We start from the raw sequence: 23,697 nt of genomic DNA, 5'->3' as shown, positions 1-23,697 counted from the left end.
TAGCTAAAAATTTGGGATTGGTAAAGATAAATATAATGTAAACAACTGCTGATTTGATTAAAAATTAAATGTTAACATTCCATGATATAACTAAGAAGTTTATCCCCTGAGTTTCTTTAGCTCCCGTATCATCATGGCGTAATCCATCCTGCGCGACATAGCGTTAATGGTGCTCACCACACGCCTGGCACGTGTTTCAGCCGTTTTGGCACTATTTATCCATTTAATAAAATAAACCTGATGTGATGGTGCAAGGCTATTATAATAAGCATATGCTTCTGCGTCAAAGTCGAAACACTCCTGCAGGTCATCCGGAACTTCCACCTTAAAGTGCTTGTCATGTTCTATCCTTACACGAAGCATAGCACCTTTGTTTTTCCTGATGCCTTTACGTATCTCCTGCCGCAGGGCCATAATAAAATTCCCATCACCCATTGGCATAAGGGCCATGCCTTTAACCGGAAAATCATCCAGATATCCCTTCACCCTGAATGATTTTTTATTATCCGGTTTTAACTGCTGCGCAATATCGGCAGGTATCTCAATGTAGGTCCACCCGGTCTTTTCTCCTTGTTCAGCAAATTGCAGTATAATGGTATTAAATTCAACCATGTTCAAATATATGGCATTGCTGCATTATATGTTAAATGTTTGTTAAATGACCAATTTTAACACATTTCCGTGTAACACAAACCCACATTGCAGCATCTTATCAGTGTACTTTAATAAAAACATCAATACCAATATCATGAAAAACTTAAAATCAATCATCCTTGGCCTGGCCTTACTCATAACCTGCGGAACTGTTAATGCCGGAACCAAAACAGAAGGTGAAAACCTTACAAAAAATTACGCCATTAATACGTATGTAGATGCCATGACCCGCGGTAAATTAAGCGGACTTGACGAAGTGTTGGACAGATCAGTAAAATTCAGCATGCTGCGCGGAAAAAACATGCTTAGCTTCAACAAAAAAGAGATGTTGAACTATCTTAAAAAGACAGGAAATGTTGAACAGGCTTGTACTACCAGCACCCGTATCGTTGAAAGTAACGCCGATCTTGCACTTATCAGGGTTGATATGAAATTCGAAAATTTTGTACGCAGTAATTATTTAACTGTTGCCAATACCGGCAACGGCTGGAAAATCACCAATGTGTACAGTGTGTTTAAGTAAGTTTATAGTTTAGTGTTAGTTTAGTGTGAAAGGGGCCTCTGTAAAAAGAGGCTTCTTTATTTTACATAGGGTTGCAAAACTTTCTGCCATTTGTCATACCCCGTACTGTTAAGGTGCAGCATATCTTCTAAAAACAAAGACTTATCCGGCTGATGTGTAACAGGGTTTAGTATAGGGGTGGCCACATCCAGATAATGTCCTTTCTTTTTGGTTTTTAAAAAATCCTTTATCAACGCGTTAGCTATTTTTACTTCGGTAAAGTATTCTGCACGGCTTGGACTCGGCTTTATAGCCATAAAATATATTTCGACGTAGGGCAGCTTTTGCCTTATCATGGTCCATAGCTTATAAAACTCGCTTGCGGTAAACTTGCCTGTTTTGCCTGCGGCGATATCATTTTCACCTGCATATATAAATATTTTACGGGGATGATAAGGGAACATGATGTATGGTGTATAGTAATTAACCACCTGCTCTATAGTGCATCCACCTACACCACGCCGTATAATAGGCTCATTGCTAAACCGTTGCTCCAAATCCGTCCATTTACGGATAGAGGAACTGCCTATAAATAATATTCCGTTTTTAGGCGGAAAATTTAAACTATCCTGGTGCTTAAATGCTTGGATCTCGTTATCAAACGGAAAACCTTGCTGTGCACGGGCGGTAGTAACACCACTTAATGCTATAATAAGAAATACCAGTAACTTTAATTTCATGATGGTAATGTTAATCGTTCTTCAAAAAATAAAAATGGCAGCAGGCTGTCAACCCCGTCAATAACCCATACCGGCCCGTTCTGGCAATATAAAATTATTTTAATTTTCTTATCCTGCATCTTTTCATATTCCGCCAATACCTGCAGACAGGAGCCACATGGCGTCACAGGTTTCAATATCGAGAAATCATCCGTTTGCGCCGTTATGGCCATACTTTCAATAGGATCATCAGGATGGTTGGCTCCCCAGTGGAACAAAGCAACCCGCTCTGCGCAAAGGCCCGACGGGTAAGCTACATTCTCCTGGTTACTGCCATATATAATTTTACCGCTATGCAAGCGCATGGCCGCGCCTACCCTGAACTTTGAATAAGGCGAATGGGAGTTTTTTAAAGCCCTTATTGCCTCGCTGCATAAAGCGCTATCTGCCTGGTCTAATTCTTCAACTGCGTTATATTCTTTAAAGGCTATTTTTATCTCGTGTTTTATCATTATTTAAGCCCCTCTGAAAAAGAAGGGGAAACAAGATAAGGGTTAATTGTTAAATTTCCAAAATTTAGCAGTATCTGCTCCCTGTGATATCATCAGCATGGTATCATTAACAAAAGCAAGTTTAGCGCGGTAAGTATAATCCGGATAATAAATGGTTATTGAATCATTCGTTAAAGCATATTTATAATTCTTGCGATCCTCGACATACAAAACAGAATCTCCTTTGAAATTGAAACTCGCATTTTGCGTGTTTCCGTCCGTCCATATACCGGATAGCTTTTGCTTTAAGTTGGCTTGTGTCTTCCCTGCATCCATCAAAGCCTGTTGCTGGCTGTTCTGCAACGAATCATTATCAGACACATCACTTTCGGTCGCATTATGGCACCCGAGTGCAAAACATGCAATCATGACCAGTCCTGTTTTTATATTAAATATCTTCATGATTATACAGCTACAGGTAATTCAACGGTTTCGCCCTTTTCGGTTAACAAAGGGTTTACGCTTTCGTCGTCCTTCTCTATCCTCAGGTTATTTACAATATGTTGCTGGCGGGCCGGTGTGTTTTTACCCATAAAATATTCCAGCAAATTTTTAACATTCGCATCCTTTAATATAACCGGATCAAGACGAATATTCTCCCCTATAAACAATCCGAATTCATCCGGCGATATTTCTCCTAATCCTTTAAAGCGGGTTATTTCGGGTTTGCTACCCAGTTTGGCTATAGCATTGCGTCGCTCTTCGTCGCTGTAACAATAAATGGTTTCCTTTTTATTGCGCACCCTGAATAGCGGGGTTTGTAAAATATACACGTGCCCGGCCTTCACCAGATCCGGAAAAAACTGCAGGAAGAAGGTCATTAAAAGCAAGCGAATGTGCATACCATCCACATCAGCATCGGTAGCTATCACAATATTATTATATCGCAGGCTATCAATGCCATCCTCAATGTTCAGCGCGTGTTGCAGTAAGTTAAACTCCTCATTCTCATACACCACTTTTTTTGTTAATCCAAAGCAATTCAACGGCTTACCTTTTAAGCTAAATACTGCCTGAGTTTGCACATCGCGCGATTTGGTTATTGAGCCGCTGGCCGAATCTCCCTCAGTAATAAAAAGCGTAGTATCTTGTCTGCGTTCGTGGTTATCATCAAAGTGCAGTTTGCAGTCGCGCAGCTTGCGGTTATGTAACGATGCTTTTTTGGCCCTGTCATTAGCCAGTTTTTTTATGCCTGCAATATCCTTCCGCTCCCTTTCTGATTGCAGTATGCGTTTTAGTAAGGCGTCGGCAACTACAGGGTTTTTGTGCAGATAATCGTCCAGTTCTTTCTTTAAAAAATCATTCACGAAAGCACGAACGGAAGGCCCTTCCGGCCCAACGTTTTGCGAACCTAATTTGGTTTTGGTCTGCGATTCAAAAACCGGCTCCTGTACCTTTATGGCAATTGCTGCCACAATGGAAGCCCTGATATCGGCCGCGTCAAACTCTTTTTTATAAAACTCGCGGATAGTTTTTACAACTGCTTCGCGGAACGCCGCCTGATGAGTTCCACCCTGTGTGGTGTGCTGTCCGTTAACAAACGAGTAATATTCCTCGCCGTATTGCTGGCCATGCGCCATAGCAACCTCAATATCATCTCCTTTTAGATGGATGATCGGGTAACGCAGGTTTTCGGCATCAGTGTTACGCACCAGCAGGTCGTAAAGACCGCGTTCAGATAAAAATTTGGTGCCGTTAAAGTTTATGGTAAGGCCTGAGTTCAGGAAAACATAATTCCATATCATGTTTTCTACAAACTCCGGAATAAAACGATAATGCTTAAAAATGGTATCATCAGGTATAAAATTGATAGCTGTTCCATTACGTTGCGAAGTTTCCTTTTCGGGTTCATCCCTTACCAGTTCACCTTTCTGGAATTCGGCTATCTTTGTACGTCCATCGCGGTAGCTTTGTACAGTAAATGTATTGGAAAGCGCGTTTACCGCCTTTGTACCAACACCATTCAATCCTACTGATTTCTGGAAAGCTTTGCTATCGTACTTACCACCGGTATTTATTTTTGATACGCAATCTATTACCTTACCCAAAGGTATGCCCCGCCCGTAATCACGTATAGCTACCTTATGTTCGCTCATGTTTATTTCAATGGTTTTACCGGCACCCATCACAAACTCGTCTATGGAGTTATCAACTATCTCTTTCAGTAAAACATAAACGCCATCATCATACGCCGAGCCATCTCCTAATTTGCCAATATACATCCCCGGCCGCAACCGGATGTGTTCTTTCCAATCAAGCGAACGTATACTGTCATCATTATAATTTACTTCTGCCATGTTTAGTTTTAATGTTATAAAGGGGTAATAATAAAATGTAAAAATAAAGTTCCGCCATTTAAATCAATATTTAAATGTGTTAACTTATTAACATTCCCGTGCTCAGGGTTCAAATTTTATGCAATTACTTGCCTTATTCATATTGTTAAAAAATTCCGGGCCTTTTTCGTTGGAGAAACAAACAGCCAGTATTGTGCCCATATGGTCTTTTTGAAGAGTAATAAGCAAAGCGTATTTATAATGCTTTGTAATAGGCATATCAAGTAAAGTAAGCAGATAAGATTTCCCGGCATCTGCATTATAACGGGCTGCAACACGCTGCGGAATACTACGGGTAAAGTAATCTCTGCCACCGGTAAAAGCAATAGCATTGGCAGTGCCTAAACCCAGATAAAGTGAATCCGGATTGGCAAGTCTTGTATTTTTATCATTAAGCGTTCGCTGGTAACTTGCCCAATTTTCCTTTTGCGATTTCACCAAAAACCATATCTCAAAATCCTTACCGGGCAGTTCCATGGCGTAGTCAAAAGAAAAATCTTCGTTATCAGGAGCTTTAATCTCTTTAAACCCTTTAGGAAAGGTGAATATAATGTTAGCAGCGGCAGCTTTCTTTTTAAATTTTTTAAGCGACGCACTCCAAGATTGCCCGATATCATGGTTTTTTAACGTATTTGGTTGTTTGTCCTGAGCAATAGAAGGCAATATGCAAAACAAGAATATCCCAATAAGTAATAATTTCTTAATTTGCTTCACAATAGAATAGTTAAAAAGGCAGATAAATAACAAAACGAATTTAAATGATTTAACGCATATACAAAAAATAAAATTATAATATAGATTTAAAAAATAAACAATTAGATAATAAATGACAATAAAACCCCGGCTTAGCCGCTTCGATCTAAGTATGATCGTGATCAGCCTGGTAATAGGCATGGGCATATTTGGCACTCCAAGTGATGTTGCTGTAAAAGCCGGCAACGAGTGGATATTTTTCGGAGCATGGATATTCGGAGGTATAGTTACCATATGCGGCGCCTTAACTTTCGCCGAAATTGGCGCACGCTATCCTACAACGGGTGGTTTCTATAAAGTTTTCTCGTACTGTTTTCATCCGGCTTTTGCCTTCATGATCAATTGGGTGCTGGTTATCAGTAACGCGGCATCAGTTGCTGCTGTAGCCCTCCTTGGCGCTGAATATATTAACCCAATTTTACTTCCGCATAACTATCAAAACAGCACCGGAACCAAAATTACCACAATAGTAACGGTGCTTATTCTGTACTTCATCAATTTTTTAGGTATAAAACTGAGCGCCCGTGCACAAAACGTGCTTACTATTTTTAAAGCTGCCATGATCGTATTGTTATGTACCGCTGTGTTTAAAACTGATGCATCGGCATCGGCGGCAATCCCTGCAGTACCTCATGCAGGCAGTGCCATAACTGCGTTTGGACTAAGCCTGGTGGCTGTTTTTTTCACTTACGGCGGCTACCAGCAAACCATCAACTTCGGCGGGGATATCATCAATGCAAAAAATAATATTCCGAAAGCTATTTTCTTTGGCATGGTGGTTATCATTTCTTTATATATGGCCATAAACTATGCGTATTATTACGTAATGGGCATAGGTGGCCTGCAGCAAACACATACTTTGGCCGCCAAAATGGCGGGCGTTATATTTGGTGCAACAGGATATAAAATAACATCAATACTGATGTTTGTATCGGTATTAGCTTATGTTAATGTTAATATTCTGGCCAACCCCAGAGTATACTATGCCATGGCAGAAGATGGCATATTACCCCCCATATTTAAAAAAGTGAACAGTAAAACACAGGTGCAGGAATTTGGCATGACCTTTTTTGTAGCAGCTGCACTTGTAATATTATTCTTTGTAAATTCTTTTAGCGAGATGTTAAAATATGTGATGTTTTTTGATACCATAGGATTATCCCTGGCTGCTGTTTCTATCTTTATCCTGCGAAAAAAAACCAGGGATTTAGACACCCGTGATATATATACTATTAAATGGTTCCCGGTAATACCTCTGATATTTATACTGTCTTACTGGTTTGTTACCATAAATATATTCATCACTTTTAAAGAGAATCCATATGCCGCATTGCTTTGCCTGGCTGCCTATGCTTTAGGTTTAATTATTTATTATGTAGGCGTACGCAAACGGAAACCAATTCTTCCAGATAATTAAAAAATGGACATATCCTACATATTAAATGAACTTGGCGAGGAACGTGAAAATTACTATAACGCGGTTTCGCCTCCTATTATTCAAAGCAGCAACTTTACCTTTAAAACTGTAAATGAATTCCGGGAAGCATTAGCCGACGAATTTAAGGCTAACTTATATTCGCGCGGGCAAAATCCCACATTAAATATTCTAAGGCAGAAACTCGCCGCTCTTGATGGCGCCGAGGATGCTTTGGTTTTTAGCAGCGGTATTGCCGCTATTACCATTCCCATTCTGGCACTGTTAAAACAAGGCGATCATGTGGTATCCGTGGAGAACCCCTACAGTTGGACAATAAAACTGTTTAACAACTTCCTTAGTAAGTTTGGTATCGCCACCACATTTGTAAATGGAACCAGTGTGCAGGAGATTCAAAATGCCATTAATCCGGCTACTAAGCTTATTTACCTGGAAAGCCCGAACACTTTCAGTTACGATCTGCAGGATATGGAAGCTATCGCGGCCATCGCCAAAGCACGTGGCATTATTACCATGGCGGATAACAGCTATTGCACGCCGCTTTACCAAAAACCCATTAAAATGGGGATAGATCTGGTGGCGCAGTCTGCTACCAAATATATAGGTGGCCATTCCGATGTGGTGGCGGGTGTAGTTACAGGTTGTAAAGCGTTGATTAAACGCATATTCGAACATGAGTTCATGAACACAGGAGCATCGCTTTCCCCTCATTCTGCCTGGTTGCTTATCAGAGGCTTGCGTACCCTGCCATTGCGCCTGCAGCGAAGTTTTGAAACAACCGCCAAAGTTATTGCATGGCTTAAATTACAGCTACAGGTAGATAAAATTCTATGGCCCTTTGACGAAGATTTTAAACAAGCCGAACTGGCAAAAAAACAGATGCAGGGCTGTGGCGGCTTGTTTAGTTTTACCTTAAAAGATTCTTCTCTGGAAAAAATAGAGACCTTTTGCAATGGGTTACAGCATATTTTAATGGCGGTATCCTGGGGAGGGCATGAAAGTTTGATCATTCCATCAATAGCTGGTATCCCTGTAAACGAATATGACGCTGATAATTTGCGACATCAGTTGATAAGAATGTATGTAGGATTAGAAGCCCCCGATTATCTGACCGACGATTTAAACAGGGGCTTCAATAATATATCTTTTTAAAATATTTTAAAAAGTATTTTTATTTCCAAAAATACTTTACTAAGTTTGTACTGATGATAGCAGTAACATCATTCAAAACAGCTTACTCCTTTCTCCATACGGGGAATTTAAACTTTATAGTTAATTGGTTTATAAATCCTCGCTTCGGTGGGGATTTTTTTTGCCCTTTATTCATTAAAAAATTATACTTAACCAAATTATATTATGGCGAGATTAAACTTACTGGAATCGACAAGATATGAGAAGCTGCCGGTAACGGTGTATCCCGATCAGCGCAGCGCCTCGCTGGCCGTGGCCGCAAGGATAGCAAAGCTGATCAGGGAGAAACAGGCTTTGGGTAAGCCTGCTGTTTTAGGGCTGGCTACCGGGGTTACCCCCATCCAGGTTTATGCCGAACTGGTACGCCTGCACCGGGAGGAAGGTCTGTCCTTTGCTAATGTGATCACCTTTAACCTGGATGAATATTATCCCATGCTGCCGGAAGCGGCTCAAAGCTATGTTACTTTCATGAATGAGCATCTGTTCGCGCATATTGATATCAGCAGGGCTAACATCCATATCCCTGACGGTACCCTTGCTCCGGATGCCGTGGCTCCCTTTTGCCTGGCTTATGAGAAACAGATCGAGGAGCTGGGCGGACTGGACCTGCAGCTCCTGGGGATAGGACGTACCGGGCACATCGGGTTCAATGAACCGGGCTCGGCGCCTAACTCGGGTACCCGGCTGGTGACCCTGGATGACCTGACCCGCAGGGATGCTTCCCGCGATTTCGGCGGCAAGCAGAATGTGCCGGTCAAGGCTATCACCATGGGTATCGGTACCATCTTTAAGGCCCGCGAGATCATCCTGATGGCCTGGAGCCGTAAAAAGGCGCCGATCATCCGCAAGGCGGTGGAAGGGGAACTCTCCGGGGAGGTGCCGGCTACTTACCTGCAGCTTTCGGATCATGTGGAGTTTGTGCTGGATGAGGGGGCGGCTTCTGAGCTGACCCGTTTTGATACTCCATGGCTGGTGAAGGATTGTGTGTGGGATAATATGTTAATTAAAAAAGCGGTGATCTGGCTTTCGTGTACGGTGGGCAAGCCTATCCTGAAGCTGACCGAGGAGGATTACAACAGTCATGGCATGGCCCAGCTGGCCGTGGAGAAGGGCCCGGTCTACCAGATCAATATCGATATCTTTAACCAGGTGCAGCATACCATTACGGGCTGGCCGGGGGGTAAGCCGGGGGCCGATGACAGTCAGCGTCCGGAAAGGGCCGAACCGGCACGCAAGCGGTCTATCGTCTTCTCTCCGCATCCGGATGATGATGTGATCTCTATGGGGGGTACGTTTATCCGCCTGGTTGATCAGGGGCATGAGGTGCATGTAGCTTACCAGACCTCGGGGAACACGGCTGTATGGGATGATGATGTATTACGTTATGTGGAGTTCGCTATTGACTTTAAGGAAAGCGTGGGGGAGGATACGGCTAAGCTGAGGGGGATCTATGAGGACATGCGTACTTTTATTGAGGCGAAGCTGCCTAACCAGATCGATACCCGCGAGATCAGGGATGTGAAGGGTTTTATCCGTAAGACGGAGGCTATTGCGGGTGCCCGCTATGCGGGGGTACCGGACAGTAATATTCATTTCCAGGCTTTGCCTTTTTATGAAACGGGAAAAACTAAAAAAAATACGGTGGGCGAGGAGGATATCGCCATCACCATGGAGCTGCTGCAGAGGGTGAGGCCTCATCAGGTGTTTGCCGCGGGTGATTTCGCGGATCCGAACGGGACGCACCTGGTGTGTTTTAACATTATCCTGGCGGCGCTGAACCGCCTGAAGGAATCCGAGGACTGGGTGAAGGATTGCTGGCTGTGGCTTTACCGCGGGGCATGGCATGAGTTTGCTACTCATGAGATCGAGATGGCCGTGCCGCTTTCTCCGGCTGAGGTGTTGCGCAAGCGCAACGCTATCTTTAAGCATCAGTCTCAAAAGGACCGCCCGGTGTTCCCCGGTGATGATGAACGGGAGTTCTGGGTCCGGGCCGAGGATCGTAACCGCGAAACTGCACTGAATTATGATAAACTTGGTATGGCCGAATATGCTGCCATGGAGGCTTTTGTAAGATACAGGTTTTAAAAAAAGACGGGTGCCAATTGCACCCTTCTTTTTTTATTTTATTGCTGTCTCCGTATTTTTTGCCATTTGCAAATGCTCTTCCAACACCGGCACATGCGCGCTGGCAAAGGCTTTTAACTGTTCGTCATTACCGCTTTCCGCTTCTTTTTTAAACTCCTCTATGTCCTGGGTATGATCTTTTATCATAAACGCTATGTATGCTCTGTCAAAATCATCTCCATTTTCTTTTGAAAGGTCGTTGTAATCCTTTTGAAGATCCTGACCCAAAACAGTAGGCAGGTCAATATTATTAGATTTTGCAAAAGCCCTAAGTTCCGCGCCTGATCTGGTATGATCGGCTATCATCGTTTTGCCAAATTCCTTTACTTTATTTGATGATGCTCTTTTTTGAGCCAACATGCCCAAAGCAACCTCAAGCATACTACCATTGGAAGCCTCCACTACAAAATTGGCATCTCCTTTCATTTCAGGAGAACTAAGCGCATTTTTATTGGTATCAATAATAGCAGTATCATCTGCTGAGCTGGAATTACTATTACACGATACTATGGTTATAAACATAACAGTTAAAAGTGCGGTGTATAATATGTTTTTCATGTTTTCAGGTTTAAATCCAATCCAGTTTTGCCCAATAACTATGCCATTATAAGGGCATATTAGCACTTAAAACATATTCCATAATACGTTTTCCGGCATCAAAAGGCACTAATTCATCCAAACCCATGGCACGTACGGCAACAGCTATCAGTTCCGTTTCGCTCAACCCGGTATTGCCGTTTTGCCGGGTCGAAAAATAACGTCCGGCGTTCAGCATCGCATCTAATGGAATAAGCCCTATCAACTCGCTGCCCGTAACTTTTAACCCGCGTTGCTGCGCCTTTTTACAAATCTCCTCAAAAACAATATGAATGGGAGTTTCTATAATATTGGTTAAATTCATAGATACCTGAGCATGACCGTACTCTTCGATATACCACCCTATGGCTTTAACATATTTCAATGAGCCATGCACAATCTTTGCAGAGCCATCCTTTGTGCGCAGCATTCTTCCTGACTCCCTTACCTCAGCAGCAATAGCGCTTGCCGCCGGTACCGAACGCGTATTTAAGTTAACATTATAGGCTATTAAAAAATCGCGTGCGCCTATTACCGTGGCCCCCCGTTTGGCATCAAATTCTGCCGGACCATAATCAGGCGCCCAACCGGGTTGTTTTATCTTATCAAAAAAGCCTTCATACTCACCCGCTCTGATCACTGATAGGTTATTCCGCTTTTTATCCGGCTGCGAATGCTCATACAAATAAACCGGAATACCCAGTCCCCCTACGCGTTTAGCAAGTTCATCCGCGTAAACTACTACTTCCTGCATACTGATATTACTTACCGGAATAAGCGGACACACATCTGTTGACCCCATACGCGGATGCTCACCCTTTTGCCTGCTCATATCAATCAACTCCCCCGCCTTTCTGATCGCTAAAAAGGCCGCGTCTACAACAGCCTCCGGAGATCCGGCAAAAGTCATTACTGTTCGGTTGGTAGCCTTACCCGGGTCAACATTCAACAGCATCACTCCTTTTACAGATCTTATTTCGGCTGCTATCTGTTTAATAACAGCAGTATCTACACCTTCACTAAAATTAGGTACGCATTCAATTATTTGCAATTTATTCGTCATTGCTATCCTATTAAAGCCCTATAGTAGACAAAATTCTACAATAAAACTTATTTTAGGCCCATGAAAAAATTAACATTATTAGCTATAATATTATTCGCCGTTTCTGCCAAAGCAGCATTAGCCGGTGATATCGACACTTTAAAAAAAGGGGGATATACCCTTATTGTATCCGGCAACGACGAGCATTTTGATGATGCCATCAAACAAAAACTTATCAGCACTTTCTTTACCGTTTATCCCAAGATCGCTAAAGAATATAATAAGAACACGCTTAAGGAAGTAAAATTCTTTATTGATACAGCCTATCATGGCGTTGCAGCTACAGACAATGGTCGTGTGGTTTTCAGCTCGGCTTACATGACCAAACACCCTAATGATATTGATGTTGTTACCCACGAGGTAATGCATATAGTACAGGACTACGGTAATACCAACGGACCATGGTGGGTAACCGAAGGCATTGCCGATTATGTACGTAATGAGTTTGGTGTAGCAAACGCGGCCGCTAACTGGACACTCCCGGCTTATAAGCCTACTCAAAATTATGATAATAGCTACCGTGTAACCGCCCGTTTCCTGATATGGATAGAGAAGAACGTGAAAAAAGGCACTGTGAAAAAATTAGATGCTATAATGCGTGCCCACACTTATACTGATGATACCTGGAAACAGCTTACCGGAAAAACCGTAGCTGAACTTTGGAAAGACTATTCACAAAATCCTGCTATTTAATGTAGGTTTGATACTAACAAGAAAGGCTTTCCAAATTGGAAAGCCTTTCTTGTTTAAGATATTTAAACAATGATATTTATCATCCGCCTAATGCTGCCGCACCGCTTACTATCTCGGTAAGCTCGGTAGTAATAGCTGCCTGGCGTGCCTGATTATAAGAAAGCTTAAGGGCTTTCAGCAAATCACCTGCGTTATCGGTAGCTTTATCCATCGCGGTCATTCGCGCACCATGTTCTGATGCATTAGAATCCAGCACAGCACGGTACAGTTGAATCTTAATATTTTTGGGGATAAGTTGTTCTACTATCTCCTCTTTTGATGGCTCCAGTATATAATCAACCTGTACATTTTTACTATCATCCGCAACCTCTTTCTTTTCCGTTTTTGGAACAGGCAATAACTGTTCGGCTATCAGGAACTGAACTGCGGCGTTTTTAAAGTGATTGTAAACCAGCTCAACCCTGTCAAATTTCCCGTCAACAAAACCCTGCATTATCTCTTCAGTTATTTTTGAAGCATTCGCAAAGTTCAGATCAAGGTAAAGGTCATTATTGTTACCTATTACATTATATTTTCTGCGCTGATAATACTCCTGGCTTTTTTTACCGATAGCTACTATTGATACATTACCTGCTCTTAACTGCTCACTATATTTTTCGGCTATCAGGTTATTGGCTGTTTTAATTACGTTGGCGTTAAAAGCACCTGCCAAACCACGGTTTGATGATACTACAACTATCAACACACGCACCGGCTCGCGTTGCTGAAGATAAGGCGATGCCCCATCCTCTAAACTTGCCGATAAATTAGCCAGCAGATCTTTCAACTTGTTGGCGTAAGGGCGTAATTGTACAATAGCGTTAGTAGCCCTTTTCAGCTTAGCCGCCGAAACCATTTTCATAGCTTTGGTGATCTGCTGTGTAGAGGTTACAGATGCTATCCTGTTTCTTACTTCTTTTAAATTAGCCATTCTATTCTTTTAGTATCAAGCACCGGGTAACAAGCATTAAGATAAACCACCTATACTTGATACCTGATACAAATTACTTATTACTAATTAATTATACTTTCCCGCTAACTCTTTGGCTACGGTTTCCAATACGCCTGTTAACTGGTCATCAAATTTACCTGCTTTAAGTGCGGCCAACACTTCCGGGTGGCGCAACTCTAACTGGCTGGTATATTCAGCTTCAAATTCTTTTATCTTATTTACAGGTACGTTACGCATCAGGTTTTTAGTACCCAGGTAAATAATAGCTACCTGTTTTTCAACCGTTACCGGCGAATACTGACCTTGCTTTAATATCTCCACGTTACGTGCACCTTTATCAATTACTGTTTTGGTTGAAGCATCCAGATCCGATCCGAATTTAGAGAAAGCCTCTAACTCACGGTATTGGGCCTGGTCAAGCTTTAACGTACCCGCAACCTTTTTCATTGATTTGATCTGCGCGTTACCACCCACACGTGATACCGAAATACCCACGTTAATAGCCGGACGAATACCCGCAAGGAACAAGTTAGATTCCAGGAATATCTGACCATCGGTAATAGAAATTACGTTGGTTGGAATATATGCTGATACGTCACCCGCCTGTGTTTCGATAATTGGCAATGCTGTTAATGAACCACCGCCTTTTACAATACCTTTGATAGATTCGGGCAGATCATTCATTTGCTGTGCTATAGAATCGTTATTGTTGATCTTAGCGGCACGCTCTAATAAACGGCTGTGCAGGTAAAATACGTCACCCGGGTAAGCCTCACGGCCCGGTGGACGACGAAGCAATAAAGATACTTCGCGATAAGCAACCGCCTGTTTTGAAAGATCATCATAAATGATCAAAGCAGGGCGACCGGTGTCACGGAAGTATTCACCAATAGCAGCACCTGCAAATGGTGAAAAGAATTGCATGGTAGCCGAGTCGGAAGCATTAGCCGCAACAACAATAGAGTATGGCATGGCACCGTTCTCTTCAAGTGTGCGTACAATGTTTGCAACAGTTGAGGCTTTTTGGCCGCAAGCTACATATATACAAATAACCGGTTCACCGGCATCATAAAATTCTTTTTGATTGATGATGGTATCAATACAAACCGCGGTTTTACCGGTTTGGCGGTCACCAATTACCAGCTCACGTTGTCCGCGACCAATAGGGATCATGGCATCAATAGCCTTAATACCGGTTTGTAACGGCTCGGTTACCGGCTGACGGAAAATTACACCGGGTGCTTTACGCTCCAATGGCATTTCGTAAGTTTCACCGGTGATGGGGCCTTTACCATCAATAGGGTTACCTAAGGTGTCAACCACACGGCCAAGCATACCTTCACCTACATTGATAGATGCAATACGCTTAGTACGTTTAACGGTATCACCTTCTTTAATATCGTCAGATTTACCTAACAATACCACACCCACGTTATCTTCTTCAAGGTTAAGTACGATACCTTGTAAACCGTTGTCAAATTCCACGAGTTCACCTGATTGTACTTTAGTTAATCCGTAAACACGTGCAATACCATCACCCACCTGGAGCACGGTACCTACTTCTTCTAATTCAGATTCTGACTTGAAGCCTGCTAACTGCTGACGCAATATGGCTGATACTTCATCTGGTCTTACCTCTACCATTTTAACTTATTTTAGAGTTTTTATATTTAATATTATTGGGCTGCAACCTGTGCAAATTCCTTTTTTAATTTATTTAAATCATTGGCAATGCTGGTATCAATCTGCCTGTCGCCAACTGTTAGCACAAAGCCACCTATCAGTGATGGATCAACCTTATCCGCCAGCTTAACAGTACCACCTATGGCTTGTTGTATATCGGCAAGCATTTTCTGCTTATTCTCTGCTGATAAAGGGGCAGCTGTTACCACCCTTGCCTTGGTAATATGCTCTTTAACATCGTAAAGGTTTATATACTCATGGGCGGTAGTATATAATACCTCGCCACGGCCTTTATTTACCATGATGTTAAAAAAACCGATGGTTACTTTATTAACTTTGCCGCCAAATATATCACCCAGTATATGCACCTTTTTACTATGCGATATAATAGGATTAGCTAAAACCGCAGTCAGTTCCGGACTTGCCTTTAAAGTTTTCAGAAACAGCTCCATATCATTTTTAACCTCCTCAACAGTGTTCTGCTCCTGAGCAAGGTCAATTAATGCTTTCGCGTATCTTAATGCTACTGTTACTTCTGACATATTTTGTTAATGGTGAATGGCGAATAATAAGATGAATACCTTATTTATAACCATTCAGTACTTACTATTATAATTTCACTTCTTTAAGCAGGTCAGCAACCAATTCGTCTTGCTGATTCTGATCTTCGAACTGTTTGCGTAATACTTTCTCTGCTATCTCTAATGATAAAGAGGCCACCTGGTTTTTAACATCCGCCATTGCAATAGCTTTTTGGTTGTTAATTTCAATGCGGGCAAGCTCTATCATACGGGCGCCTTCTTTTTGCGCGCTTTCCTTAGCCTCGCCAACTATCTGATCTTTCACCTTTTTAGCTTCCTGTAATATCAGGTCGCGTTCGGCACGGGCACGTTTAAGTAAAGCATCGTTTTCGCTGGTTAAACGGGCCATCTCTTCTTTAGCTGCTTCAGCCCTTGTAATCGAGTCCTCTATAAAACGCTCGCGCTCATTAAGTGCAGCCATAATAGGTTTCCAGGCAAACTTAGCAAGCAGTAAAAGCAACACGGCAAACGATACGGTGGTCCAAAAAACCAGGCCTATATCGGGGGTAACCAATGGATTCATTATTATATGATAATATATTTAAAAATCAATTAATAATCGTTCCTGCGGCCAATCGCAACAGGAACGATTAAGTTTTGTCCTAAAGCAGAAATTATTTTAAGCCAAGGAATGATACAACCACAGCGAACAGCGCAACACCTTCTACAAGGGCTGCAGCAATGATCATTGCAGTTTGGATTTTCGAAGCAGCTTCTGGTTGACGGGCAATACCTTCACAGGCTTTACCACCAATTTGACCGATACCGATACCGGCACCAATTACTGCTAAACCTGCACCAAGTGCAGCAATACTTCCAATCATGGTTCTAAATTTAAAGTGAATATATATATATAATTATTTACAAATTTTAATGATGATGTTCTTCAATAGCTGTGCCTATAAACAATGCTGTTAGCAATGTAAATATAAAAGCCTGTAATGCCGCAACCAGCAATTCAAGTACATCCATAAATACCACAAACGCGATAGATACCGGTGCAATAGCAAATGATTGAAAAACAAATATCAACGATATTAAGCTCAACACAATAATGTGCCCGGCAGTGATGTTGGCAAATAGACGTATCATTAAAGCGAAAGGCTTTGAAATAATACCTACCAGCTCAATAACCCACCATAATGGCCATATCCATACCGGAACATCAGCCGGGATAAAAATATGCGACCAGTAATGTTTATTACCGTTTAAATTAACCACTATTAAGGTTATAACCGAAAGCACCAGCGTTACTGCAATGTTACCGGTTAAATTTGCACCGCCCGGAAAAAAGGGAACAAGACCTATCAGGTTATTTATCCAGATAAAAAAGAAAACCGTTAATAACAGCGGCATAAAGCGCTGATGTTTATACCCGATATTTGGACGGGCTATATCATCCCTCACAAAAACAATAAGCGGCTCAACAAATGCCTGCAAACCCTTAGGGGCTTTACCCGCACGCTTTTTATAGGAAGAGGATACGCTGATAAAAATAATAAGCAGCAGAATAACAGACATCCACATACTTACCACGTTTTTAGTGATGGAAAAATCATAAAGACCGCTTGTAGCCGCTTCATCAATTTCACCGGCGTTGTTAACTATCTTAACCTTATCATTAACCAGTTTGTAGTTATAATTACTGCCATGATATATACCTTCTTCTTCATGTCCTCCCGCCTCATCAGCAAATTTTGCCGATGAAAACATTTCCAAACCTTTGCTTGTATAAACAATAACAGGTAGCGGCAAATGCGTATGACCGATGATGTGCAATGAATGTGAATCAGCAATGTGCTCTAAAACAACCTTGCTCGTTTCAAACTTCTCTCCTGTGCCTTCTGCATGCTCTTCCTGTGAAAAAGCGGAGGTCGAAAAAGCGGCCAGCGTTAAAAAAACGGCACAAATTCGTAAAAGGGTAAAAATTTTTGATTTCAAAATCGAGCTGTTATACATCTAAATAAAGTTTTTTACTTTAAATTTTGGTTGCGCAAGTTACGCAACAAAACATAAACTTCAAAGGCCGTATTCAACAAATATAAGTAAAAGAAATCCGCTATAAAAACGCCCTTTTCAACCCTTATTTTCATTATAAAAACAACCAAAAATGCGAGGCAGCCGAGTATTTTAAAAACGGTTACGGCCAAAAATGTCTGAGCGTAATTTTCGGGATTTATTTTTTGCGTAACCATCATGGCAATAAGCACTAAAAAAGTTAAGCCCGTTATGTAACTAAACATTCCCCAAAAATGGGGAACAAGCCATTTTGAATTGCCCGAAAAGCTCACATAGGCCGGAGCAATAATAAGGACCAACAAAAAAACCGAAAAAGAGGTAAGGGTTGGTATTAACTTCAATTTCTTACAGATCTGATAGCGATGAATAATGATATAAAAACGCCCGATAACGACATTACTGCTGTTACCCATTGAGTGGTATGCCCCATAGCCGTGTCTATTTTATAGCCGGCAAAAGTAAACAACCCTATAATGGCCACCATCTGAAAGCCAAGTCCGGTGTACTTAATATAATTGTTTACCGCCTTGCCGCCGGTACCTTTTTCTTCCTGTTCATTTTTTGCCATCTGCAAATTTATTAATCCTATTGCATACTATTTAGTAAATTAGCAATTGCTTTTATAAACAACATTCTACTTTGACGCGAGCTTTACTACATCTGTTCCGGAAATACTATTATCTCCTGCTTTTTGCTATACCGCTCATGGGTATTGCAGGCTGCTCACTCGAAAAAAAAACTAAAGTTAACAGGTTATTACAAAACCTCACCGCGCATTACAACATATTATTTAATGCCAACCAGTTGCTACAACAAAAGCAGGCGGCCTATACAGCAGCATACGTAGATGATTATAACAACATTTTACCTGTTTATACCGATACCGCCGCAAAAACGCCTGAGCCAGATAAGGATCTGGAAGAAGTGAAGGCAAAAGCCAATAAAATTATAAGCATTAAAGAGCAAAGCCACTATATAGGCGACGCTTACCTGTTATTAGGGAAAGCGAGTTACCTTGAGCAAAATTATTTTGATGCTGCTGAATACTTTAGTTATGTTATACGCTCTTACGGAGATAATGAAGACCTTAAACAGGAAGCATTGGTTTGGAAAGCCCGTTCTTTACTTTACCTGAACCGGTTAGAAGACGCGAAAAACGTACTGGATACTGCCCTGCAAAACATAAAACCTAAAAAAAATATTACTGCTGACGTTTATGCCTCCAAATTACAATATGATATAAACGTAAGCGATTATACCGATGCCGAAGAAATGGCGAAACTGGCAGTACAATACGCCAGTACAAAACCACAGGAATTACGGTGGACCTTTATTTTGGCCCAATTGCAGGAATTGAACGGCAAACCTGCCGACGCTATTGAGAACTATTCGCGCATTGTTAAAAGCAATGCATCATTTAACATGGCCTTTAATGCCGACCTTAACCGCATCCGTATCGCTGACAATCAGGATGGGGTTAAAATAAGCCGTATAGATCGCCTTCGGGATCTGTTGCGAAATCAGAATAATGATGAATTCACTGATCAGATCTACTTTCAGATAGGAGAATTGCAATATGCCGGTAAGGATATTGATAAAGCCATAGATAGCTACAATCAGTCTGTTAAAAACAGCGTAGCTAACCAAAACCAAAAAGGCCTGTCCTATCTGCGGCTGGCCGATATCTACTTTAATGATAAAGCCGACTACCCAACTGCTAAGAATTATTATGACAGCACTTTAATTAACCTGTCGCCTACCTATCCGGGTTATGTTACTATAAAAAAGAAAAGCGATAACCTGCAGGTACTCACCAATCAGTTAAGTATAATTGCCCGGGAAGATACGCTGCAACAACTGGCCCGGCTTGATGAAGCCACCCGTAATGCCCGGATTGATGAAATGGTGAATCGTAAAACCTTACAGCAATCCACAGCATACAATGCCTTGCCTGTTATTAACAACATATCGCCGGTAAACCAGGCTGCACAGGTGAGCACACCAACCGGCAGCAGTTTCTATTTTTATAATAATAAGGCCATAAGTCAGGGCATTATTGATTTTAAACGTATTTGGGGTAACCGCAGGCTGGAAGATAACTGGCGTATAAGCAGCAATTCCGGCACGGCACAACCAACTAATTTATTAAATACCAACCAAAACTATGACCCGGATGCCTTGCCGGGCGAAATACAGCGTAGTTCCGGCGCAATAACAGCGACCAATTACAGGCAGGAATTATTACAAAACTTACCGCTTACTCCCCCGCTGCTCACGCAATCAAATCTTCGCCGTTATAACGCCTATACCGAAATTGCTAATTTTTACCGCGATGTACTTGGCGATAAAGCAGGTGCTATTGCCGCCTATCAAAAACTACTGCAGCTTTTTCCTGATGATGCTAATAAGCCCGCCATTTATTATAACCTGTATCGCCTGTACGATGAGAACAACCAGGCGCTGTCTGATAAATACAAAAATCTATTAGTAACGCAGTATCCGGAAACTCCGTTTGCGCGTATTATTACCAACCCGGGGTTTGCGGGGCAAACCCGTAGTGATGATAACGAGTTAAGTAATTTATATAATAACGTTTATGACCTGTACGCGGCAAAAAAATATGCTCAGGTAATTACCGCTGCGGATAGTTTATTAAATAAATACCCTGATAACCGTTTTGCCGCGCAATTACATTATTTACGTGCTTTTGCAGCAGGCCACAATGAAACGGTCGATCCCTTCAATAATGAATTACAGCAAATAGTTAGTAAATATCCCGACGATAAGCTTATTACGCCATTAGTAAAACAGCATCTGGAGTACATCGGTATCAACCGCGCCGAACTTGCCGCACGTGATGTTGTATTAACAGATAACGATGCAGACACCACTCGGTTTACTATCCCTATAATTTATCAGCAGCAAACCAATTACCGTGTTCCTTTTACCGGGAGCGTTACCATAGTACCCGACAAACGAAAACCGGAAAAAGAATTACTTACCCCACCAGCGCAGGCTAACGCACCGAAAACCGCGCAACAGGTTATTGAAAAAAATGTGCAGCAGGTGGAGCTAACTCCCTCCATATTTAATATGCGCGATAGTACCAACTACTATTTTGTAGTAAATGTTAGCTCCGGTACAACTAATCTGGCTTCATCACGTTTTGGTATCGGGCAGTTTAACCGGGTAAATTTTGCAAATGGTACTATTAAACACCAGTTAAAAAATGTTGGCCCTAATAATCAGTTAATATATGTCGGCCGTTTTTACAGCCTTGAAACCGTGAAGGATTATGCACGGGCTATTATCCCGCTAATGCCGGATATTATGAAGGTACCGAAGGATAAATACAGCTTTTTTATTATAACCCAGGAAAATCTGAATAAATTAGCCGACAAAATAACGTTAGATAGCTATATTGACTATTATCAAAAAAACTACTTAAAATAATGATCGTTAAACTTTCTCCGCAAGATATAAGACGTTACAACTGGTACATATGGCGCTTTTTTATAGGGTGCTTTGCCATACTTGCAATAATGTTGCTGCTGGTAGCTTTTCAGGTATTTGGCCCGCTGCCATCCTTCCGGGAACTGGAAAATCCAAAAAGCGATCAGGCCTCCGAAGTTATCTCGTCCGATAAAAAGGTAATAGGTAAATATTATGTTAAAAACCGTACAAGCGTATCCTTTAAAGAGATCTCACCCAATGTAATAAATGCGTTGGTTGCTACCGAGGATTCAAGATTTTACGAACACTCCGGGATAGATTTTCAACGCACATTCAGTATTATCGCCTATAACCTCATCGGTAAAAAACAAGGGGGAAGTACCATTACCCAACAATTGGCGCTCAATCTGTTTTCAGAAAGATCACATAATCCTGTTAAGCGGATTATCCAAAAACTGCAGGAATGGATCACCGCGGTTAAACTCGAGCGTAATTACACCAAAGAAGAAATACTTACCCTGTATTTAAACACGGTAGATTTCGGTGCGTATAATACTTATGGCATCCACTCCGCGGCTCGTACCTATTTTAACACCACACCAGATAAGTTAACACCCGACCAGGCAGCCCTGTTAATGGGTATGATAAACGGCCCCGGGTTATATTCGCCTATTAATCATCCAAAAAATGCGCTTAGCCGCCGTAACTTTGTGTTACGCCGTATGGACGAGGAGGGATATTTAAGCGCAGGCCAGGCAGAAGAATACAAACAAAAGCCACTGGGATTGAATTTTCACCCGATTGACCATAATGATGGCCTGGCCACTTATTTCAGGGCGGTTCTTAAAAGGGAGGTTCAAAAATTGCTGGTTGATAAGGCTATCTTTAAATCTGACGGTGTAACACCGTACGATCTTGACCGCGACGGCCTTAAAATATATACCACTATTAATGCTACCATGCAGCAATATGCCGAAGAAGCGCAAAGAACCTACATGCGCGATTTGCAGGCACAATTTAACGCCCACTGGAAAGGAGTAAGCCTGTGGAAAAGCATCCCAACTTTTAAAAGCCTGCTGGATAAAGGTATGCGCCAGTCTGACAGGTATGCTTCTTTAAAGCAGCAGGGCAAAACCGAAGACGAGATCAAAAAAGATTTTGACACGCCCACAGAGTTGAATCTGTTTACCTGGAAGGGTGATATTGATACGGTAATGAAACCCATCGATTCCATTGTTTATAACAAAATGCTTTTACGGAATGCCTTAATGAGTATGGACCCAACCACAGGTTATATAAAGGCTTGGGTTGGCGGTACAAACTTTGAGCATTTCAAATACGACCAAGTAAAAATGGGTACCCGGCAGGTGGGGTCAACGGCTAAACCATTCACTTACGCCGTAGCTATTGATGATGGCTTTTCGCCATGCATGCAAATTGCAAACCAACCGGTAACCATAACAGGCTACGGTGACGATTGGACACCGCGTTCCTCTCCGTCAGAAACCATCCCCGGCATGGTTACCCTGCGCAAGGGATTAGCCCACTCGCAAAACTGGATAACCGCGGCACTTATGGATCTGGTTAAGCCCGTGCCTGTAATGGAGCTGATCAAGAAAATGGGGATCACCAGTACTGTTCCCCCCTATCCGTCAATCTGCCTTGGCACTTTTGATGCCTCGGTTTATGATATGACGGGGGCTTACTCCGCCTTTGCCAATCAGGGTATTTGGACGGAGCCGACATTTTTGTTAAGGATTGAGGATAAAAATGGCAACACCTTATATTCAAACACACCTAAAGTAGTACAGGCCCTTAACCCCCAAACCGCTTATGTAATGACCTATATGCTGAAAGCGGTGGTTGAGGAGGGCACCGGTCATCGTCTGCAGTGGAAGTATGGCTTAAATAATCCTATTGGTGGTAAAACAGGTACCACACAAGATAATTCCGACGGCTGGTTTATGGGCATTACCCCTCAATTGGTAACCGGTGTATGGACAGGCTGCGAAGACCGCGCTATCCATTTCCGGTCAACCCGGTTGGGTGAAGGTGCAAATACAGCACTGCCTATCTTTGCCCTTTACATGAAAAAGATTTATAACAATCCCGAGTTAGGAATTCAAAAAAATGTAGATTTTGCCCCGCCTAAATCCGGTGTGAACATTACGCTGGATTGCAACGCGTACAGCCAGCAGCAACAAGGCATTAACGAGGTAGATAAAAAGCTGGGATTTTAGCAATTTGTTGCAGACAGAGTTTGCAGGTCGGCTGTTTCGTTAATATTTAACGAAACGAACCAAATTTGTAAATTTCGACCGATTGGCCAAAATA

General features: G+C 42.0%; 22 protein-coding genes. 7 read left to right on the top strand and 15 right to left on the bottom strand.

All coding sequences use genetic code 11. The features are described 5' to 3' along the window. Positions 1–99: 99 nt before the first annotated feature. Positions 100–612, bottom strand: coding sequence for a YdeI/OmpD-associated family protein (locus tag I5M19_RS14020; RefSeq protein ID WP_200066989.1), 513 nt, complete (start codon positions 610–612; stop codon positions 100–102). Between the two features lie 136 nt (positions 613–748). Between I5M19_RS14020 and I5M19_RS14015 the strand changes: the two genes are divergently transcribed. Further along, a complete protein-coding gene (locus tag I5M19_RS14015; RefSeq protein ID WP_200066988.1) occupies positions 749–1,177 on the top strand; it encodes a nuclear transport factor 2 family protein in 429 nt (142 codons plus the stop codon). Positions 1,178–1,233: 56 nt separating this feature from the next. Here the strand turns inward: I5M19_RS14015 and I5M19_RS14010 are convergent, their stop codons facing one another. The 5 genes from I5M19_RS14010 to I5M19_RS13990 all read right to left on the bottom strand — a co-directional run bounded on the left by I5M19_RS14010 (position 1,234) and on the right by I5M19_RS13990 (position 5,476). Then, on the bottom strand, positions 1,234–1,896 hold the full coding sequence (locus tag I5M19_RS14010) for a GDSL-type esterase/lipase family protein (protein ID WP_200066987.1): 663 nt from the start codon (positions 1,894–1,896) through the stop codon (positions 1,234–1,236). After that, positions 1,893–2,387 carry a cytidine deaminase gene (locus I5M19_RS14005; RefSeq protein WP_200066986.1) on the bottom strand — a complete coding sequence of 165 codons (495 nt, stop codon included), beginning with the start codon at positions 2,385–2,387 and terminating at the stop codon, positions 1,893–1,895. The genes I5M19_RS14010 and I5M19_RS14005 overlap by 4 nt, the downstream gene beginning before the upstream one ends. 42 nt (positions 2,388–2,429) lie before the next feature. Then, the gene (locus I5M19_RS14000) at positions 2,430–2,828 is read right to left on the bottom strand and encodes a hypothetical protein (RefSeq protein ID WP_200066985.1); all 399 of its coding nucleotides are present in this window, start codon (positions 2,826–2,828) and stop codon (positions 2,430–2,432) included. A 2-nt stretch (positions 2,829–2,830) separates the two neighbouring features. Then, positions 2,831–4,723, bottom strand: coding sequence for a DNA topoisomerase IV subunit B (locus I5M19_RS13995; protein ID WP_200066984.1), 1,893 nt, complete (start codon positions 4,721–4,723; stop codon positions 2,831–2,833). Between the two features lie 102 nt (positions 4,724–4,825). Next, complete coding sequence (locus tag I5M19_RS13990) at positions 4,826–5,476, bottom strand: hypothetical protein (RefSeq protein WP_200066983.1); 651 nt, start codon at positions 5,474–5,476, stop codon at positions 4,826–4,828. Between the two features lie 112 nt (positions 5,477–5,588). Between I5M19_RS13990 and I5M19_RS13985 the strand changes: the two genes are divergently transcribed. From I5M19_RS13985 to I5M19_RS13975, 3 genes are all read left to right on the top strand, one after another. Beyond that, positions 5,589–6,932 (top strand): APC family permease, encoded by a 1,344-nt coding sequence (locus I5M19_RS13985; protein WP_200066982.1) that lies wholly within the window; start codon positions 5,589–5,591, stop codon positions 6,930–6,932. Positions 6,933–6,935: 3 nt separating this feature from the next. Continuing rightward, positions 6,936–8,102 (top strand): trans-sulfuration enzyme family protein, encoded by a 1,167-nt coding sequence (locus tag I5M19_RS13980; protein ID WP_200066981.1) that lies wholly within the window; start codon positions 6,936–6,938, stop codon positions 8,100–8,102. Positions 8,103–8,306: 204 nt separating this feature from the next. Beyond that, positions 8,307–10,226: a glucosamine-6-phosphate deaminase gene (locus tag I5M19_RS13975; RefSeq protein WP_200066980.1), complete on the top strand. Its 1,920-nt coding sequence runs from the start codon at positions 8,307–8,309 to the stop codon at positions 10,224–10,226. A 33-nt stretch (positions 10,227–10,259) separates the two neighbouring features. On the opposite strand, the gene I5M19_RS13970 is transcribed toward I5M19_RS13975, so the two are convergent. Together I5M19_RS13970 and ftcD are read right to left on the bottom strand one after the other, a co-directional pair. Continuing rightward, positions 10,260–10,823 carry a DUF4142 domain-containing protein gene (locus I5M19_RS13970; RefSeq protein ID WP_200066979.1) on the bottom strand — a complete coding sequence of 188 codons (564 nt, stop codon included), beginning with the start codon at positions 10,821–10,823 and terminating at the stop codon, positions 10,260–10,262. Positions 10,824–10,869: 46 nt separating this feature from the next. Then, on the bottom strand, positions 10,870–11,904 hold the full coding sequence (gene ftcD / locus I5M19_RS13965; RefSeq protein ID WP_200066978.1) for a glutamate formimidoyltransferase: 1,035 nt from the start codon (positions 11,902–11,904) through the stop codon (positions 10,870–10,872). A 60-nt stretch (positions 11,905–11,964) separates the two neighbouring features. Here ftcD and I5M19_RS13960 point away from each other — a divergent pair, with 60 nt between their 5' ends. Then, entirely contained in the window at positions 11,965–12,636 is a 672-nt protein-coding gene (locus I5M19_RS13960) for a basic secretory protein-like protein (protein ID WP_200066977.1), read from the top strand. A gap of 79 nt (positions 12,637–12,715) precedes the next feature. Here I5M19_RS13960 and atpG read toward each other — a convergent pair whose 3' ends face one another. The 7 genes from atpG to I5M19_RS13925 all read right to left on the bottom strand — a co-directional run bounded on the left by atpG (position 12,716) and on the right by I5M19_RS13925 (position 18,478). Further along, entirely contained in the window at positions 12,716–13,606 is an 891-nt protein-coding gene (gene atpG, locus I5M19_RS13955) for an ATP synthase F1 subunit gamma (RefSeq protein ID WP_200066976.1), read from the bottom strand. 87 nt (positions 13,607–13,693) lie between these two features. Further along, positions 13,694–15,271 (bottom strand): F0F1 ATP synthase subunit alpha, encoded by a 1,578-nt coding sequence (gene atpA, locus I5M19_RS13950; RefSeq protein WP_200066975.1) that lies wholly within the window; start codon positions 15,269–15,271, stop codon positions 13,694–13,696. A gap of 32 nt (positions 15,272–15,303) precedes the next feature. Beyond that, positions 15,304–15,852, bottom strand: coding sequence for an ATP synthase F1 subunit delta (atpH, locus tag I5M19_RS13945; RefSeq protein ID WP_200066974.1), 549 nt, complete (start codon positions 15,850–15,852; stop codon positions 15,304–15,306). A 67-nt stretch (positions 15,853–15,919) separates the two neighbouring features. Continuing rightward, a complete protein-coding gene (gene atpF, locus I5M19_RS13940; protein ID WP_200066973.1) occupies positions 15,920–16,414 on the bottom strand; it encodes a F0F1 ATP synthase subunit B in 495 nt (164 codons plus the stop codon). Positions 16,415–16,505: 91 nt separating this feature from the next. Beyond that, a complete protein-coding gene (gene atpE / locus I5M19_RS13935) occupies positions 16,506–16,715 on the bottom strand; it encodes an ATP synthase F0 subunit C (protein WP_067062340.1) in 210 nt (69 codons plus the stop codon). Between the two features lie 46 nt (positions 16,716–16,761). Continuing rightward, on the bottom strand, positions 16,762–17,832 hold the full coding sequence (gene atpB, locus I5M19_RS13930) for a F0F1 ATP synthase subunit A (RefSeq protein WP_317193234.1): 1,071 nt from the start codon (positions 17,830–17,832) through the stop codon (positions 16,762–16,764). 415 nt (positions 17,833–18,247) lie between these two features. Further along, positions 18,248–18,478 (bottom strand): AtpZ/AtpI family protein, encoded by a 231-nt coding sequence (locus tag I5M19_RS13925; protein WP_200066971.1) that lies wholly within the window; start codon positions 18,476–18,478, stop codon positions 18,248–18,250. Between the two features lie 71 nt (positions 18,479–18,549). Here I5M19_RS13925 and porW point away from each other — a divergent pair, with 71 nt between their 5' ends. Both porW and I5M19_RS13915 read left to right on the top strand, forming a co-directional pair. Further along, positions 18,550–21,363 carry a type IX secretion system periplasmic lipoprotein PorW/SprE gene (gene porW, locus I5M19_RS13920; protein ID WP_200066970.1) on the top strand — a complete coding sequence of 938 codons (2,814 nt, stop codon included), beginning with the start codon at positions 18,550–18,552 and terminating at the stop codon, positions 21,361–21,363. After that, positions 21,363–23,603: a penicillin-binding protein 1A gene (locus I5M19_RS13915; RefSeq protein WP_200066969.1), complete on the top strand. Its 2,241-nt coding sequence runs from the start codon at positions 21,363–21,365 to the stop codon at positions 23,601–23,603. Before porW ends, I5M19_RS13915 begins: the two co-directional genes overlap by 1 nt. Positions 23,604–23,697 lie beyond the last annotated feature (94 nt).

The organism is Mucilaginibacter segetis (genome assembly GCF_016522075.1).
GTDB lineage: Bacteria > Bacteroidota > Bacteroidia > Sphingobacteriales > Sphingobacteriaceae > Mucilaginibacter > Mucilaginibacter segetis.
Note: the sequence above shows the minus strand (reverse complement) of the source record. Positions and strands in the feature narration are given on the sequence as shown.

Bases quoted from the DNA above. Each gene is read 5' to 3' on its own strand.
- I5M19_RS14020 (WP_200066989.1), bottom strand. From the start codon at position 612: ATGGTTGAATTTAATACCATTATACTGCAATTTGCTGAACAAGGAGAA.
- I5M19_RS14015 (WP_200066988.1), top strand. From the start codon at position 749: ATGAAAAACTTAAAATCAATCATCCTTGGCCTGGCCTTACTCATAACC.
- I5M19_RS14010 (WP_200066987.1), bottom strand. From the start codon at position 1,896: ATGAAATTAAAGTTACTGGTATTTCTTATTATAGCATTAAGTGGTGTT.
- I5M19_RS14005 (WP_200066986.1), bottom strand. From the start codon at position 2,387: ATGATAAAACACGAGATAAAAATAGCCTTTAAAGAATATAACGCAGTT.
- I5M19_RS14000 (WP_200066985.1), bottom strand. From the start codon at position 2,828: ATGAAGATATTTAATATAAAAACAGGACTGGTCATGATTGCATGTTTT.
- I5M19_RS13995 (WP_200066984.1), bottom strand. From the start codon at position 4,723: ATGGCAGAAGTAAATTATAATGATGACAGTATACGTTCGCTTGATTGG.
- I5M19_RS13985 (WP_200066982.1), top strand. From the start codon at position 5,589: ATGACAATAAAACCCCGGCTTAGCCGCTTCGATCTAAGTATGATCGTG.
- I5M19_RS13980 (WP_200066981.1), top strand. From the start codon at position 6,936: ATGGACATATCCTACATATTAAATGAACTTGGCGAGGAACGTGAAAAT.
- I5M19_RS13975 (WP_200066980.1), top strand. From the start codon at position 8,307: ATGGCGAGATTAAACTTACTGGAATCGACAAGATATGAGAAGCTGCCG.
- I5M19_RS13970 (WP_200066979.1), bottom strand. From the start codon at position 10,823: ATGAAAAACATATTATACACCGCACTTTTAACTGTTATGTTTATAACC.
- ftcD (WP_200066978.1), bottom strand. From the start codon at position 11,904: ATGACGAATAAATTGCAAATAATTGAATGCGTACCTAATTTTAGTGAA.
- I5M19_RS13960 (WP_200066977.1), top strand. From the start codon at position 11,965: ATGAAAAAATTAACATTATTAGCTATAATATTATTCGCCGTTTCTGCC.
- atpG (WP_200066976.1), bottom strand. From the start codon at position 13,606: ATGGCTAATTTAAAAGAAGTAAGAAACAGGATAGCATCTGTAACCTCT.
- atpA (WP_200066975.1), bottom strand. From the start codon at position 15,271: ATGGTAGAGGTAAGACCAGATGAAGTATCAGCCATATTGCGTCAGCAG.
- atpH (WP_200066974.1), bottom strand. From the start codon at position 15,852: ATGTCAGAAGTAACAGTAGCATTAAGATACGCGAAAGCATTAATTGAC.
- atpF (WP_200066973.1), bottom strand. From the start codon at position 16,414: ATGAATCCATTGGTTACCCCCGATATAGGCCTGGTTTTTTGGACCACC.
- atpE (WP_067062340.1), bottom strand. From the start codon at position 16,715: ATGATTGGAAGTATTGCTGCACTTGGTGCAGGTTTAGCAGTAATTGGT.
- I5M19_RS13925 (WP_200066971.1), bottom strand. From the start codon at position 18,478: ATGGCAAAAAATGAACAGGAAGAAAAAGGTACCGGCGGCAAGGCGGTA.
- I5M19_RS13915 (WP_200066969.1), top strand. From the start codon at position 21,363: ATGATCGTTAAACTTTCTCCGCAAGATATAAGACGTTACAACTGGTAC.